At 68.7% G+C, this 14,549-nt stretch carries 18 protein-coding genes; 12 read left to right on the top strand and 6 right to left on the bottom strand.

Annotated features, from left to right (window positions below):
• Positions 1-106 precede the first annotated feature (106 nt).
• Positions 107-1,237: a glycosyltransferase family 4 protein gene (locus AC3IF1_RS10035; protein WP_489217421.1), complete on the bottom strand. Its 1,131-nt coding sequence runs from the start codon at positions 1,235-1,237 to the stop codon at positions 107-109.
• A gap of 411 nt (positions 1,238-1,648) precedes the next feature.
• Between AC3IF1_RS10035 and rpmI the strand changes: the two genes are divergently transcribed.
• The 7 genes from rpmI (at position 1,649) to AC3IF1_RS10000 (ending at position 7,601) form a co-directional block, all read left to right on the top strand.
• Complete coding sequence (gene rpmI / locus AC3IF1_RS10030; RefSeq protein WP_007561407.1) at positions 1,649-1,852, top strand: 50S ribosomal protein L35; 204 nt, start codon at positions 1,649-1,651, stop codon at positions 1,850-1,852.
• A gap of 50 nt (positions 1,853-1,902) precedes the next feature.
• Positions 1,903-2,280, top strand: coding sequence for a 50S ribosomal protein L20 (gene rplT, locus AC3IF1_RS10025; protein ID WP_160534568.1), 378 nt, complete (start codon positions 1,903-1,905; stop codon positions 2,278-2,280).
• A 154-nt stretch (positions 2,281-2,434) separates the two neighbouring features.
• Positions 2,435-3,517: a phenylalanine--tRNA ligase subunit alpha gene (gene pheS, locus AC3IF1_RS10020; RefSeq protein ID WP_489217420.1), complete on the top strand. Its 1,083-nt coding sequence runs from the start codon at positions 2,435-2,437 to the stop codon at positions 3,515-3,517.
• Positions 3,518-3,533: 16 nt separating this feature from the next.
• Complete coding sequence (locus AC3IF1_RS10015) at positions 3,534-3,818, top strand: hypothetical protein (RefSeq protein ID WP_489217419.1); 285 nt, start codon at positions 3,534-3,536, stop codon at positions 3,816-3,818.
• Positions 3,819-3,821: 3 nt separating this feature from the next.
• Entirely contained in the window at positions 3,822-4,292 is a 471-nt protein-coding gene (locus AC3IF1_RS10010; protein WP_489217418.1) for a hypothetical protein, read from the top strand.
• Positions 4,289-6,709, top strand: coding sequence for a phenylalanine--tRNA ligase subunit beta (gene pheT / locus AC3IF1_RS10005; RefSeq protein WP_489217417.1), 2,421 nt, complete (start codon positions 4,289-4,291; stop codon positions 6,707-6,709). The genes AC3IF1_RS10010 and pheT overlap by 4 nt, the downstream gene beginning before the upstream one ends.
• A 10-nt stretch (positions 6,710-6,719) precedes the next feature.
• Positions 6,720-7,601, top strand: coding sequence for a DUF1186 domain-containing protein (locus tag AC3IF1_RS10000; RefSeq protein ID WP_489217416.1), 882 nt, complete (start codon positions 6,720-6,722; stop codon positions 7,599-7,601).
• Here AC3IF1_RS10000 and AC3IF1_RS09995 read toward each other — a convergent pair.
• Positions 7,590-8,375, bottom strand: coding sequence for a HesA/MoeB/ThiF family protein (locus AC3IF1_RS09995; protein ID WP_489220363.1), 786 nt, complete (start codon positions 8,373-8,375; stop codon positions 7,590-7,592). The genes AC3IF1_RS10000 and AC3IF1_RS09995 overlap by 12 nt on opposite strands.
• Positions 8,376-8,473: 98 nt before the next feature.
• Positions 8,474-8,995: a translation initiation factor IF-3 gene (gene infC, locus AC3IF1_RS09990; protein ID WP_243969688.1), complete on the bottom strand. Its 522-nt coding sequence runs from the start codon at positions 8,993-8,995 to the stop codon at positions 8,474-8,476.
• Positions 8,996-9,267: 272 nt separating this feature from the next.
• Here infC and AC3IF1_RS09985 point away from each other — a divergent pair, with 272 nt between their 5' ends.
• Both AC3IF1_RS09985 and AC3IF1_RS09980 read left to right on the top strand, forming a co-directional pair.
• Positions 9,268-9,699 carry a MerR family transcriptional regulator gene (locus AC3IF1_RS09985; protein ID WP_489217415.1) on the top strand — a complete coding sequence of 144 codons (432 nt, stop codon included), beginning with the start codon at positions 9,268-9,270 and terminating at the stop codon, positions 9,697-9,699.
• Positions 9,629-10,045 (top strand): carboxymuconolactone decarboxylase family protein, encoded by a 417-nt coding sequence (locus AC3IF1_RS09980; RefSeq protein ID WP_489217414.1) that lies wholly within the window; start codon positions 9,629-9,631, stop codon positions 10,043-10,045. The genes AC3IF1_RS09985 and AC3IF1_RS09980 overlap by 71 nt, the downstream gene beginning before the upstream one ends.
• Before the next feature lie 10 nt (positions 10,046-10,055).
• Here the strand turns inward: AC3IF1_RS09980 and AC3IF1_RS09975 are convergent, their stop codons facing one another.
• Entirely contained in the window at positions 10,056-11,342 is a 1,287-nt protein-coding gene (locus tag AC3IF1_RS09975) for a glycosyltransferase family 4 protein (protein ID WP_489217413.1), read from the bottom strand.
• Between the two features lie 107 nt (positions 11,343-11,449).
• Here AC3IF1_RS09975 and AC3IF1_RS09970 point away from each other — a divergent pair, with 107 nt between their 5' ends.
• Positions 11,450-12,217 carry an alpha/beta hydrolase gene (locus AC3IF1_RS09970; RefSeq protein ID WP_489217412.1) on the top strand — a complete coding sequence of 256 codons (768 nt, stop codon included), beginning with the start codon at positions 11,450-11,452 and terminating at the stop codon, positions 12,215-12,217.
• 20 nt (positions 12,218-12,237) lie between these two features.
• Here the strand turns inward: AC3IF1_RS09970 and AC3IF1_RS09965 are convergent, their stop codons facing one another.
• Positions 12,238-12,522 carry a BQ00720 family protein gene (locus AC3IF1_RS09965; RefSeq protein WP_243973698.1) on the bottom strand — a complete coding sequence of 95 codons (285 nt, stop codon included), beginning with the start codon at positions 12,520-12,522 and terminating at the stop codon, positions 12,238-12,240.
• A gap of 98 nt (positions 12,523-12,620) precedes the next feature.
• Positions 12,621-13,049, bottom strand: coding sequence for an Hsp20 family protein (locus AC3IF1_RS09960; protein ID WP_243973697.1), 429 nt, complete (start codon positions 13,047-13,049; stop codon positions 12,621-12,623).
• 429 nt (positions 13,050-13,478) lie between these two features.
• Here AC3IF1_RS09960 and AC3IF1_RS09955 point away from each other — a divergent pair, with 429 nt between their 5' ends.
• Positions 13,479-13,970, top strand: coding sequence for a hypothetical protein (locus tag AC3IF1_RS09955; protein ID WP_489217411.1), 492 nt, complete (start codon positions 13,479-13,481; stop codon positions 13,968-13,970).
• Positions 13,971-14,038: 68 nt separating this feature from the next.
• Positions 14,039-14,515, top strand: a complete 477-nt coding sequence (locus tag AC3IF1_RS09950; RefSeq protein ID WP_489217410.1) for a Tat pathway signal protein — start codon at positions 14,039-14,041, stop codon at positions 14,513-14,515.
• Positions 14,516-14,549 lie beyond the last annotated feature (34 nt).

Here is a 14,549-nt window from a genome sequence, read left to right as displayed (position 1 = left end):
GCCGCCGCATCACTCCTGATGCGGCGGCCCTCGTTCACCTAACGGATGAGTCGCCTGAAAGATGCTAGGCCGGCCCGGGGGGAACCCGCAAGCCCGATGCCGCCAATCAGGCCGGCATCGCGGCGACCGCGATGGCCGGCCGCGCGGACCCGTTCACCTCAGCGTATTGCGGCCTGAACCCCGAGGTCGGCAGCTTGATCACGTCCGCACCGCGGGCGGCGAGCTCCTGGTAGGCGGCCACGTACTTGTTGACCATGCATTCGGCGGTGAAGTGACCCTCGAAGTGGCGACGCACGCCGGCGCGGCTCATGGCCTTTGCCTTGTCGACCGCCGCCACCGCCTCGTCCATCGAGGTGCAGAGCACACCGCTCACGCCGTCCTTGATCACCTCCGGAACAGACCCGTTGCGGAAGGCGATCACCGGCGTGCCGGCCGACATAGCCTCGATCATCACGAGGCCGAAGGGCTCCGGCCAGTCGATCGGGAAGGCGAGGGCCAGGGCGTTGCCGAGGAAGTCCTTCTTCTGCTCCTCGTTGATCTCGCCGATGAACTCGATCAGCGGGTGATGGATCATCGGCTCGATAACCTCGTCCCAGTAATCCTGGTCGGCCTTGTCGACTTTGGCGGCGATCTTGAGGGGTGTGCCGGAGCGGATCGCCATCTCGATGGCGCGATCGGGCCGCTTCTCTGGGGAAATCCGGCCCAGGAACGCGAGATAGCCGCCCTTGGCCTCGGGGTAGAACGGGCAGTTCTGGGCCGGGAGGCCGTGATGGATCGTCGCCAGCCAGTTCGAGGTCGGCGGCATCGGCAGACGCTGGTTGTCGGAGATCGACACCAGGGGCATCCCAGTGAAGGTCCGGTAAACCGGCATGAAATCCGGCACGTCGAGGCGACCGTGCATCGTCGTGAGGCACTTATGGTTCAAGTCCTCGAACATCGGATATTGCAGCAGATCGATGTGGAAATGGAGGATATCGAATTCGTGGGCACGCCGGTGCACCTGATGCAGCATCGCCAGGTGGCTGGCGGTATGGTCTCGATAGCCGAGCAGGCGCAGGCCCTCGGGCGTGCAGGCGGCGAGCTTGGCGCCCGTCTGGGAGTCGCCACTGGCGAACAGCGTGACCTCATGGCCCTGGCGGACCAGTTCTTCCGTAATCCAGCTGACGACGCGCTCGGTGCCGCCGTAGAACTTCGGAGGAACGGCCTCCGACAACGGAGCGATCTGGGCAATGCGCACGAAGTGTCTCCTGAATGGCCGAATTTGACGGGGAGGCTAACCCTGCCGGCCTGAGCGGGACATGAATGAAACAGACGGCCAAGGTTATGGTTCCTGGCCGCCCGCCTGTCGCCTCCTCTTTTGTGCGGTGCGGGCGCTGTCCCCGCATTCCCCGAATCACGAGGACGAAAACCGATCTCCGCACGTGGCGGGCGCCCGCGCGCCCAGGGTGCGCGTGGCCGCCCGCTCCGCTCCGCTGCTGAGACGTTGCCGACGCGTCGGCTTTCTGTCATAAGCCGCCCCGCGTCGAACCGCCCGGCCGATTAGGGCTGCCGTGGCGGCTCGTGCTGCTCCACCAGAAGCATCAACGCGCGATCCTCATCCGACCCTCACGGGTCGGCCCCGGGGAATTTTTGCGCAACGGAGAGCCAAATGCCCAAGCTAAAGACCAAGTCGGGCGCGAAGAAGCGCTTCAAGATCACCGGCACCGGCAAGGTGATGTACGCCCAGGCCGGCAAGCGCCACGGGATGATCAAGCGGACGACCAAGCAGATCCGCAACCTGCGCGGCACCACGACCCTGTTCGAGGGTGATGCTGCCAACGTGAAGAAGTACTTCCTGCCGAACGCGCGGTAAGTCTTCGATACAAGTTGCCACTGTCTTTCGTCGAAACCAGGAGATAACCGATGGCCCGCGTCAAGCGCGGCGTGACCAGTCACGCGAAGCACAAGAAAGTTCTGAAGGCCGCCAAGGGCTATTATGGCCGGCGCAAGAATACCATCCGCATCGCCAAGCAGGCGGTCGAGAAGGGCATGCAGTATGCCTACCGCGATCGCAAGAACAAGAAGCGTACCTTCCGCGCTCTCTGGATCCAGCGCCTGAACGCTGCCGTCCGTGAGCATGGCCTGACCTACTCGCGCTTCATCGACGGCCTGGCGAAGTCCGGAATCATCGTCGACCGCAAGGCGCTGTCGGAACTCGCGATCCACGAGCCGGCGAGCTTCGCCGCCGTCGTCGAGAAGGCGAAGGCCGCGCTGCCGCAGACCACCGCCAAGGCCGCCTGATCCAGGCCCGGGGCGAGACGGACGGAAGGCGCGGTTCCCCCGGGGGCCGCGCCTTCGTCGTTTGTGTGGTCCCGCCCCGCGCTTGCGCCCGGGCGCGCAACGCGCGAGAGCACGCCGCGACGGCAGACTCCGCCAACCCTGCTCGAAGACAGCGATGACCGATCTCGACACCCTCGAACGCGACCTCCTGGCCCAGGTGAGCGCGGCGTCCGACGAGGCTGCCCTCGACGCGGTTCGCGTCGCGGCACTCGGCAAGAAGGGCAGCGTCTCGGAACTGCTGAAGACCCTCGGTGCCATGACGCCCGAGGAACGCAAGGCGCGCGGCCCCCTGATCAACGGCCTGCGCGACCGGGTGCAGGCCGCCGTCACGGCGCGCAAGGCAGCACTGGCGGAGGCGGCCCTGGAGGCGCGCCTCGCCTCCGAGCGGATCGACGTGACCCTGCCGGTCCGCGAGGCGCCGGAGGTGCGCGGCCGGATCCACCCGATCTCCCAGGTCATCGATGAGATCACCGCGATCTTCGCCGATATGGGATTCGCGGTGGCGGAGGGGCCCGATATCGAGACGGATGAGTTGAACTTCACGGCGCTCAACTTCCCGCCCGGCCATCCGGCCCGGGAGATGCACGACACCTTCTTCCTGGCCCCGGACGCCGCGGGCAAGCGCAAGGTCCTGCGCACCCACACCTCCCCGGTGCAGATCCGGACGATGCGGTCGCAGACGCCGCCGATCCGGGTGATCATCCCGGGCCGGACCTACCGGCACGATTCTGACCAGACCCACACCCCGATGTTCCATCAGGTCGAGGGGCTGGTGATCGACACCAGCGCCAACATCGCCAATCTGAAATGGGTGCTGGAGGAGTTCTGCAAGGCGTTCTTCGAAGTCGACAGCGTGAAGATGCGCTTCCGGCCGTCGTTCTTTCCCTTCACCGAGCCGTCGGCCGAGGTCGACATCCAGTGCTCCCGCAAGGGCGGCGATATCCGCTTCGGCGAGGGCGAGGACTGGCTCGAGATCCTGGGCTGCGGGATGGTCCATCCGAACGTGCTGCGCAATTGCGGCCTCGATCCGGATGCCGTGCAGGGTTTCGCCTTCGGCGTCGGCCTCGACCGCATCGCCATGCTCAAATACGGCATGCCGGACCTGCGCCCGTTCTTCGACGCGGATGTCCGCTGGCTCGACCATTACGGATTCAGGCCGCTCGACGTGCCGAGTCTCGTTGGCGGGCTAACGGGGTGAGATGACGAGGGCTGCCATGACCGATCAACAGATCAGCGAGATCGTTCACGACGTCCTGCGCAACCGGGTTCCGGCGGCGCAATTTATAGGCGCGGATGTCTGGTCCGATACGGACTTCGATGGAGATCCGATCATCCGTGTGACCGCCCGTTACGGACATCGGCCGACCGCCAAGCCTGATCCGCTCATCGCGGCTGTACATGATCTTCGCTCGGCTTTGCTGGCACGCGGAGAGGATCGATTCGTGTTCCTGAGCAACGACGTTGCCGACGAGCAGCGAGTTGAGGAAGACGTCGATTAGCCGATGACCGCGATGGTCGCACAGATGCTTGGCCAAGCGGCCGACTTGATCGAACGGTTTCCTGGCAGTTCTGCCGCGAAAAGACGTGCGGTCAGCACGGCCTATTACGCCGCGTTTCACGCCATTATGCAACTCTGCGCCGACGAGATACTCCCGGGTTCGGACAGCAACTCGGCAGAGTTCGAGCGCGTGTACCGCCAGATCGACCACGGACCTCTCAAGCAGGCGTTCGTGAGTGACGGCCCCTTGAAGAGCAACCAAGCGCTGAGGCAGATTGGCGACGATATAGTCCCGTTGCAGGACGCCCGGAAGCTCGCCGATTACGCGCCACCACGACCCAACGTTTTCACGTCGGCGAAGGCCCGAGAGCATGTCGATCGAGCGGGCGACCTCGTCACGCGCCTTCAGACCTTGACCCCTCAGGATCGCCGGACACTCGCCTTGCACCTCCTCTTTCCTCCCAGAAGAAAATGAAATTCACCCTCTCCTGGCTCAAGGATCACCTCGACACCGAGGCGTCCCTCGACACCATCGCCGAGACGCTGACGCGGATCGGACTCGAGGTGGAGGGGCTCGACGACAAGGTGGCCGCGCTGAAGCCCTACGTCGTGGCGAAGATCCTCACGGCCGAGCAGCACCCGAACGCGGACCGGCTGCGGGTCTGCAGCGTGGATGCGGGCGCCGGCGCTCCGGTGCAGGTGGTCTGCGGCGCGCCGAACGCCCGCGCCGGCCTCGTCTCGGTCTTCGCGCCGCCGGGCACCTACGTGCCGGGCAAGAACATCACCCTGTCGGTGGGCACGATCCGCGGCGTCGAGAGCCACGGCATGCTCTGCTCGGGGGCCGAACTCGGGCTGGGTGAGGATCATGACGGCATCCTGGAACTCCCCGCCGACGCGCCGGTGGGCCAGGGTTACGCCCTCTATGCCGGCCTCGACGATCCGGTGATCGAGATCAACCTGACGCCGAACCGGCCGGACTGCACCTCGGTCCACGGCATCGCCCGCGACCTCGCCGCCGCGGGGATCGGCACGCTCAAGCGCGAGACGCTGCCCGCGCTGCGCGGTGAAGGCCCCTGCCCGGTGGAGGTCGAACTGGCCTTCGAGCCGGCCGACCGGCATCTGTGCTCCCTCTTCGCCCTGCGGCTGGTGCGCGGCGTGAAGAACGGCCCCTCGCCCGCCTGGATGCAGGCGCGGCTGCGGGCGATCGGGCTGCGCCCGATCAACGCGCTCGTCGACATCACCAACTACATCACCTTCGACCGCGGCCGGCCGCTGCACGTCTTCGACGCCGCCAAGGTCTCGGGTGCCCTGACGGTGCGCCGGGCCCGCGAGGGGGAAAGCCTGCGCGCCCTCGACGGCCGCACCCACGCCCTCACCGGTGAGACCGTGGTGATCGCCGACCGGCGCGGCGTGGAATCGATCGCGGGCATCATGGGCGGCCAGGACTCGGGCTGCGACGAGACCACCACGGACGTGCTGATCGAATCGGCGCTGTGGGATCCGGCCAACATCGCGCAGTCGGGCCGACGCCTGGGCATTATCACCGACGCCCGCTACCGGTTCGAGCGCGGCGTCGATCCGGCCTCCACCCTGCCCGGGCTCGATCTGGCGACCCGCCTCGTGGTGGATCTGTGCGGCGGTACGCCGAGTGAGGCGCGGATCGCCGGCGAAGCGCCCGAATCGGAGAGGATCATCGATTTCCCCTGGACCGAGGTCCGCCGCCTCGCCGGCCTCGATGTGCCGCGCATCGAGGCGAAGCTGATTTTGGAGACGCTGGGCTTCCACGTCTCCGGCACCGGCGACCGGGTGAAGGTTCTCACCCCGTCCTGGCGTCCGGATGTGGAGGGCAAGGCGGATCTCGTCGAGGAGATCGTGCGGATCGCTGGACTCGACCGGATCGTGCCGAATCCCCTGCCACGTCTCGCCGGGGTCGGCGGATCCCTTCTCACCGTGATGCAGAAGCGCACGCGGACCGCCAAGCGTGCCCTGGCGAGCCGCGGCTTGATGGAGGCCGTGACCTGGTCCTTCGTCCCGCACACCGATGCCGTACTGTTCGGCGGCGGCGGTGCCGATCTGGCGCTGGCCAATCCCATCGCCTCGGAACTGTCGGACATGCGCCCCAGCCTGCTGCCCGGCCTGCTCCGCGCGGCGCAGCGCAACGCCGACCGCGGCCACCCGGATGCCGCTTTGTTCGAGGTCGGTCAGTGCTTCGCCTCCGCTGAGCCGGAGGGTCAGACGATCCGCGCCGCGGCGGTCCGCCGGGGCAGTGCCACCCTGCAGGGCGCCGGGCGCCACTGGGACGGATCGGCCGAGACGGTGGACGCCTTCGACGCCAAGGCCGACGCCCTGGCGCTGCTCGGCAGCCTCGGCGTGCCCACGGGCGGACTCCAGGTCACCGCCGGGGGACCGTCCTGGCTGCATCCCGGCCGCTCCGGGACGCTTCGCTTCGGCCCCAAGACCGAGATCGGCTGGTTCGGCGAGGTGCATCCGCGGACGCTGCAGGAACTCGACCTCAAGGGCAGCCTCGTGGCCTTCGAGATCGTCCTGGACGCGCTGCCCCCGCCAAAGCACAGGCCGACCAAGACCAAGCCCGCTCTGGTGCTGTCCGAGTTCCAGCCCCTGTCGCGGGACTTCGCCTTCGTGGTCGGCCGCGACGTGCCCGCCGGCGACATCGTCAAGGCCGCCCAGGGCGCAGAGCGCAAGCTGGTCACCGGGGTCGACGTGTTCGACCTCTACGAGGGCCCGGGCGTCCCGGCGGGATCGAAATCCGTGGCCCTCGCGGTGCGTCTGCAGCCCGTGGAACGGACCTTGACCGATGCCGAGATCGAGGCGGTGAGCGCGAAGATCGTGGCCGAGGTTGTGCGCCGGACCGGCGCCACGCTCCGGAGCTGAGGAGCGCCGGATGGATCGGATCGCCCTGCTCATCGCGGATCTCGCGGCGGCCGAACACCGGCCGACCGCGGCGCTGCGGGAAGCCCTGACTCATCCGGAGGCGGTCGCCGAGGCGACCCTGCCGTTGCTCGAGGCGGCAGCCGATGAACGCGAACTCACCCCGGAGGAGACCAACCTCGTCTTCTGGGGCCTGCACGTCATGGCCCAGGCCCGGGACGTGCGCGCCCTCGGACCCCTCCTGCGCCTGCTGCGCCAGGACGAGGAAAGTCTCGACGCGGTGCTCGGCGACGCCCTCACGGCGACCCTGGCGAAGGTCCTGACAAGCCTGTTCGATGGCGATCCCGCGCCGCTGTTCCGCCTGATCCTCGACAGCACCGTCGATGATTACGCCCGGATGGCGCTCCTCTCGGCCTGCACCTTCCTGACACTGGAAGGTCGGATCGACCGCGCCGCGATGCACAACCTCTTGGTCCGCTTCGACGACGCCCAGGCGGCCGTCGAGGCGGCGCCGGTCTGGGTCGGCTGGGAGGAGACGATCGCGCATCTCGGCTTCCGGGACCTCGCACCCCGGGTCGCGGCGGCCCGCGCGGACGGACGTATCACCGACGAAGTCAGTGACGCCGACTGGTTCAAGGAGGCCCTGCGCAAGGCCGAGGCAAAGCCCCAGGACCGGGACCGGCTGGGCCCTTACCAGTACGGCTATCTGGACGATGCGATTGAAGCGCTCGACTGGACCGTCGAGGGGGCGGGAGAACCGCAGCGCAACCCGTTCAAGGATGTCGGGCGCAACGATCCGTGCCCCTGCGGCTCGGGCAAGAAGTTCAAGAAATGCTGCCTCGGCAAGGAGGAGGCCGAAGGGCCCTGGATGCCGCCGGGGCCGTTATTCGGCTGAACGCCGCGTACCGCTGAGCGGATTGTCCGGATCCCAGCCGTAGCGCAGGGTCTCGAACCGCATGGAGCGGGCATCGACCATCAGCAGACGCCCGACCAGCGGTTCGCCGAACCCCGCCACGGCCCGGATCACCTCCATGGCCATCAGCGAACCCATGACCCCGGCGAGCGCCCCCAGAACCCCGGCCTCGGCGCAAGCGGGCACGCTGCCGGGCGGTGGCGGGTTCGGAAACAGGCAGCGATAGGTCGGGTTCGGTGTCCCGTCGGGGCCGGTCTCGTGTGCCCGGATGGTGGTGAGCGTGCCGTCGAACCGGCCGAGCGCCGCCGTGACAAGCGGGCGCCCTGCCTGGAAGCAGGCATCCGAGACGGCGTAGCGGGTGGCGAAATTGTCGGACCCGTCGGCGACGAGGTCGTAGCCGGCGATCAGCTCGACGGCGTTGTCCGGCCCGATGCGAAGCGGGTGCGGGACGACCGTCACGTGCGGGTTGAGCCGCGTCACCGCGTCGGCTGCGCTCCGGACCTTCGGCCGGCCGAGATCCGGCGTGCCGTGGATCACTTGACGCTGGAGGTTCGACAGCGAGACCGTGTCGTCGTCGACGATGCCGATCGTGCCGATGCCGGCGGCGGCGAGGTATTGGATCAGCGGTGCGCCGAGCCCTCCGGCCCCGATGACCAAGACCCGGGCTGCCTTCAGGCGCCCCTGGCCGGGCCCGCCGACCTCGGCGAGGACGAGGTGACGGGCGTAGCGTTCGATTTCGTCGGGAGCCAGGGCCATGGGCAGGAGATAGGCGGTCGCGTCGCCCCACGGAAGCGCCACATGAAAACGCCGCCCCGGTCAGGAGGCGGCGCTGGGCATCGGAATGCGCGGACGAATCAGCGCGGTGCCAGGATCATGATCATCTGGCGGCCTTCGAGCATCGGCTCGCTCTCGACCTTGGCGATCTCGGCCGTCTCGTTCTTGACGCGCTCCAGGAGGCGCAGGCCGATATCCTGGTGAGCCATCTCACGGCCACGGAAGCGCAGGGTCACCTTGACCTTGTCGCCCTCCTCGAAGAAGCGGTGCACCGACTTCATCTTGGTGTCGTAGTCGTGCTTGTCGATGCCGGGGCGGAGCTTGATCTCCTTGACCTCGACCGTCTTCTGCCGCTTGCGGGCCTCATTCTGCTTCTTCTGCTCGTTGAAGCGGAAGCGCCCGTAATCGAGCAGCTTGCAGACGGGCGGCACGGAGTTCGGCGCGATCTCCACGAGATCGAGGCCTGCCTCCTCGGCGAGCGTCAGGGCATCGAAGAAGGCGACGACGCCACGGTTCTGCCCGGTATCGTCGATCAGCTGCACTTCCCGCACCCCGCGAATATCGCGGTTGGCGCGCGGCCCGTCCTTCTGCGGGGCCGGCATGGCTCTCATCGGTCTACGAATGGCTTCGGTCTCCTGCTGCAACGACGAAACGGCGGACCGGACGACCCAATCCGAGGATCTCCCGACCGCCAGCCGCTCCGGTTCCGCCCGGACATACTACGTTGGCGGAAGCACGGCCAGAGTCAACGGCCGACCGGCACGGCACGCGAAATAATCGCCCGGGCACCGGCCCGATCCGCGGGGGGGCGCCCTTGACTTGGAGTGCGCTCGAAGCAGTACCTGTTCGGGCGTCGTGACGAGAACAGGCGTCCATGAAGATCGGGGATCTCGCTAAGCGGTCCGGTCTGTCGGGCCATACGCTCCGCTACTCCGCGCGAATCGGCCTGCTGCCCTACGCCGACCGGGACCGGTCCGGACGGCGAGACTACGACGCATCGATTCTAGCCTGGATCGCCTTCCTCGGCCGCCTGAAGGCGACCGGCTTGCCGATCAGCGAGATGCGGCGCTACGCGACGTTGCGGGCGCAGGGCGATCTCACCGGCCCGGCACGCCGGACGCTGCTCGAACGGCATCGCGAACAGGTCCGGCACCGGATCGACGCGTTCCAGGCCTGCCTTCTCGTCCTCGACTCCAAGACCGCCGGACATGCCGGCACCGACACGGAGACGCAGGATGACGCACACCCAACCCGCCCCCGACGAGAGCCGCTACGACCGCGGGCAGCAGGCCCTCGCCCAGATTGACGGACAGGCCGGCGCACAGGTCGTCGCGTCGCTGGCCGACATCGCCCCAGACTTCGCCCGCTACCTGATCGAGTTCCCGTTCGGCGACATCTACTCCCGCCCCGGCCTCGATCTGCGCAGCCGCGAAATCGCCACCATCGCGGCGCTGGCAGCCCTCGGCAACGCGGCGCCGCAGCTCAAGGTGCATATCGCGGCTGGCCTCAATGTCGGGCTGACCCGCGCCGGGATCGTCGAGATCCTGATGCAGATGGCGGACTATGCCGGCTTCCCGGCGGCCCTGAACGGATTGTTCGCCGCCCGGGAGGTTTTCGCGGCCAATCCGGAGACCACCAACGCGCCGGGATGAGACCCGCCGCTCAACCCTTGCGGCCGAGCAGCGCGGCGTAGACCGCCAGGGTGTCGCCGACCATGCGCTCCAGCGAGAAATGCGCCTCGACATGGGCGCGGCCCCGGCGCGCCAGGGCGTCCCGGGCGCTGGCGCCGAGCGACAGCGCCTCGGTGAGCGCCCCGGCGAGCGCTGAGGCGTCCCCCGGCGGGACGCGCCAGCCGGTGCGCTGGCCGGCGGGAACATCCGGCGGCGCCAGGACGGTCTCCGGTACGGCGCCGAGGTCCGAGACCACCACCGGCGTGCCGAGGGCCTGCGCCTCGACGGCGGAGCGCCCGAAGGCCTCGGGCTCGACGGAGGGCACCGCCACGACAGACGCGGCCCGGAAGGCGGCGGGCATGTCGGTGCAATGGCCGACCCGGCGCACGACGGCGCCGAGGCCCCGGGCGGCGATCAGCGCGTCGAGTTCCCGCTCGTAGGCGGTCCGCCCCTGGGGATCGCCGGCCAGGACTACCGCGAGGTCCGGGACGCCCCGGTCGCGCATCTGGGCGGCCGCCTCGATCAGCACGCGCTGCCCCTTCCAAGCGGTGAGGCGGGCGGCGAGGAGGATCACGCGCTCGTGGGGCGCCACCGACCAGGCCCGGCGCAGGGCCTCGACCCGGCCGGCTCCGACCGCGACCGGATTGAACACCGCGAGGTCGGTGCCGCGGTGGATCACCCGCACCCTCTCCCCGGCCTGCTCGGCATGCATCCTGTGGATCAGGTCGGCGGTGTAGCGCGAATTGGCGATCACCACGTCGCCCCGGGCCATCACCGAATTGTACAGCACCTTGACGCCGGTCCGGCCGGAATAGCTGCCGTGATAGGTCGTCACGAATGGCAGGCCGAGGCGGCGCGCGGCCCCGAGCGCCACCCAGGCGGGGGCGCGAGAGCGGGCATGGATGACCTGCACGCCCTCGCGGCGGCAGAGCGCCATGAGCCGCAGCATGTTGACCGCCATGGCGGCCGGATTCTTCGACGCCGCCGGGAAGCGGAGCCAATGCCCGCCCTTGGCCTGCAGCTCGCCGACCAGGCGTCCGCCCTCCGTCGCCACGAGGGCGCGCGCGCCGACCGCCGCCAGGGCGCCGGCGACGTCGACCGTCGTGCGCTCGGCGCCCCCGGCCTCGAGCTCGGGGATGATCTGGAGGATCCGCGCCCCCGCCAGCACCCCGATCTCGCCGGGGAAGCCCGACAGGCCGTGCGGGCCGTGACCCGCCCGCGGACCGTCGGCAAGGACCCGCAGGCCCCCGGCCGGTATCTGCCAAATGCTCGTTGCCATTGCTTGAGCATCGCCGCCGCGCTTTACGGTCCGGTAAACGGAGTTTGAACCGGACCGGCTCACGGGACGCGTTCTCCCGTGCATGCACAGGGATATTGGATTTCAGCATGACCGATCCGGAGCTCAGCTACCTCACGGTCGGTGCGGGCGCCGCCGCGCGCCGCATCGCGGTGCGCGTGCGCCCCGGCTCGGGCCCGCCCGTGGTCTGGCTCGGCGGCTTCCGGTCGGACATGAAGGCCACCAAGGCGACCGCCCTGGATGATTGGGCGGCTCAGGCCGGGCGCAGGTTCGTCCGGTTCGATTACGCGGCCCACGGCGAGTCCGGAGGCACGTTCACGGATTGCACGATCACGTCGTGGCTGGAGGACGCGCAGGCGGTGCTCGGCGCCCATGTCGAGGCAGCGCCGATCCTGGTCGGCTCCTCGATGGGGGGTTGGATCGCCTGCCTGGCAGCCCGGGATCGGGCGCTCCGAGGCGACAAGACCGCGGGCCTCGTGTTGATCGCGCCGGCCCTGGACTTCACGGAGGATCTGATCTGGAACCGTCTCGCCGAGCCGGCCCGCACGGCCCTTGTCCGGGACGGGATCCTCAAGCGACCGAGCGACTACGCGCCGGAACCGGACCCGATCACGCTGACCCTGATCGAGGATGGCCGCAGGAACTGCCTCCTCGGCGATCCGCTCGATCCCGGCTGCCCGATCCACATCCTGCAGGGAATGCGCGATGCGGACGTGCCGTACACCCACGCTTTGAAGATCCTGGGACGTCTTCCCGCCGAGGGGACGGTGCTCACGCTGATCGCCGATGGCGACCACCGCCTGTCGCGGCCGCAGGATATCGCGCGGCTCGTGGCGGCGGTGGCCGAGAGGGCCTGACGGGTCCGATCCCGGCAGCCTCAGTGCAGGCTGACCGGCTGCAGGTCGTTCGCGACGGCATTGGCCAGGACCACATCGCGGGAATCGGCCAGCATGATCGGCGCGCCGCTCGCCGAGAGCAGCGCGAACAGATCGAGGCCCGGCGTCAGCTCGGGGGCCTGCGGGAAGAAGCGGCGCACCTCGTCGGACCGGATCGGCCGGACATAGGCGATATGCCCCTCACCGAGCGCCGCGAGATCGGCCGGCTGGAAATCGGCCGGGTCGAGGTCGGCGGGCGTGAAGGGAGACGGATTCAAAGCGGTCATCAAGGCCCTCCTGGGGTGGCAGAGCGTCCTCCACCAGTCCCGTAGGCACCGGTGGCACGTCGTTGATGTGGGGATTATTGACGTCCGATCAATCCGGCTCAGTCGCGCGCGCCGATATCGATCTTGCGCACGATCCGATCCGGCTCCGGCCGGACCAGGTCGATCGACAGCAGGCCGTTGGCGAGATCGGCGCCCAGAACCTCCATGCCGTCGGCCAGCAGGAAGGTCCGCTGGAACTGGCGCGCCGCAATGCCGCGGTGGAGGAAATGCCGCTCGCGCTCGTCCACCTGCCGGCCGCGCACCACGAGCTGGCTCTCCTCCAGCATCACATCGAGCTGCTCGCGGGTGAAGCCGGCGACGGCAAGCGTTATCCGCAGCCGTTCGGGTTCGCTCTCGGTGCGCGGCAGGCGCTCGATATTGTAGGGCGGATAGCCATCGTTGGCGGCTTTGGAGACCCGGTCGAGGGCCTGCTCGATCTCGTCGAAGCCGAGCAGGAACGGGTGCCCGAAGGGCGAGTTGCGCGTCATCGCGGCCGTCATCCAGAAGGCGAAGCCTCCGACCCCAGGGCTTGCCGCCGCTCCGGGATGCCTGAGCACCTCGTTGACAGGGAGCCCGCCGGGGCAGCGCTCCGCCGGACGAGACGACGCCGGCAAGGGAACGATATGGCCGCCGTCCCGCGGGCCATCAAGAGAGACGGTCAGTTTCCCTCGCCGGACGGTGGGATGAGCAGAAGTCCGGGCCAAGACGCGTATCGGGACCATTCGGCAATCCGGACCAGGAAAGTATGGCAGGTTCGGAAAAGGTCACGCTCGCCCCTAACAATTTGGAACTGCTCTGATATTCGCGTCGGGCCTTGATCCATAGGCCGTGCGTGGCTTACTGCGCCCCTTGGTGATCGGCCCGCCCGCCGGGACGATCGCCTTGGATTTCGCCTGCGAGCCGAGGCACCGGAGCCCATGAACGCCCCCCAGATCCCGGCGAACGGTGCGGCGTTGCGGCGCGTTGCCGATGTGTGCGGCGACGAGGCCGAGATCCTGGCGTTGTCGGTGGCCCGTTTCGTCGCGGCCGGATACATGACCAGCGACGTGGCCTGCTGGAACGCGGCGTTCGACGGGGCCGAGCAATTGCTGGGACCCGCGGAAGGCTGCCGTTTCGTGGCCAGCGTCGTGGCGATCATCCGAGCTCTGCGCGCCGAGCGGGACGCAGACTGGTCGTTCATGCCGGCGAGCTGCTGCCGCGTCACCGGCCACGAATGCGCGCTGGTCGACCTGATCAACCGGGGCCGCCGCCGGCTCCGGGCGGATCTGGAGGCGGCGGCGGCGGAGATCACCGGGCGCACGGCGGCGCCCCGTCTCGTTGAGGCGGTCCGCGCGGCCGTCGAACCGCTGGAGGCAGCGGCCGCGCGTCTGGCGCCGCCGGCCTGCCGCGGTGGCGTGGTGCTTCATTGATCCTCCGGGGATCGGTCACACCGGCGGGCGCCGCGTCGCCCGACCGGATCAGAAAGGACGACGGTTCGGTGCTAGCCCTGCGTGTTCCCCTGTACCGTCGCCGGATCGGGCGCCTCGCCCTGGACACCGCGGCCTGCGTCGCGATCTCGGCGCTCCTGATCGCCTCCGCTCTCGCTCAGGACGGGGCCGAGAAGGCAGCGCCGCTGAAGCTGCAGCTCAACAAGGTGGAGACCGCCGGTGAGGCGTGCCGGATCACGATGGTGATCGACAACACCAAGGGCGCGGGCCTCAAATCCTACAAGGTCGATCTCTTCGCCTTCGACACGGACGGGGTGGCGCAGAAGCGCGTGGCCGTCGAGCTCGGTCCGCTTCCGCCGCGGAAGACGGTGGTGAAAATCTTCGATTTCCCCGGGATCGCCTGCAACAAGGTCGGGCGAGTCCTCTTGAACGATGTTCTGTCCTGCGACGGTGGCGACGCTGCCCGCGAGGCCTGCCTCGAACGGACCGAGACCGAGACCAAGGCCGGGTTGCCGTTCGACCGCTGATCGCTTCGGTCCGACGGATGACGCGACGAAACCG

The sequence above is a fragment of the Methylobacterium sp. E-012 genome, from assembly GCF_057836545.1.
Note: the sequence above shows the minus strand (reverse complement) of the source record. Positions and strands in the feature narration are given on the sequence as shown.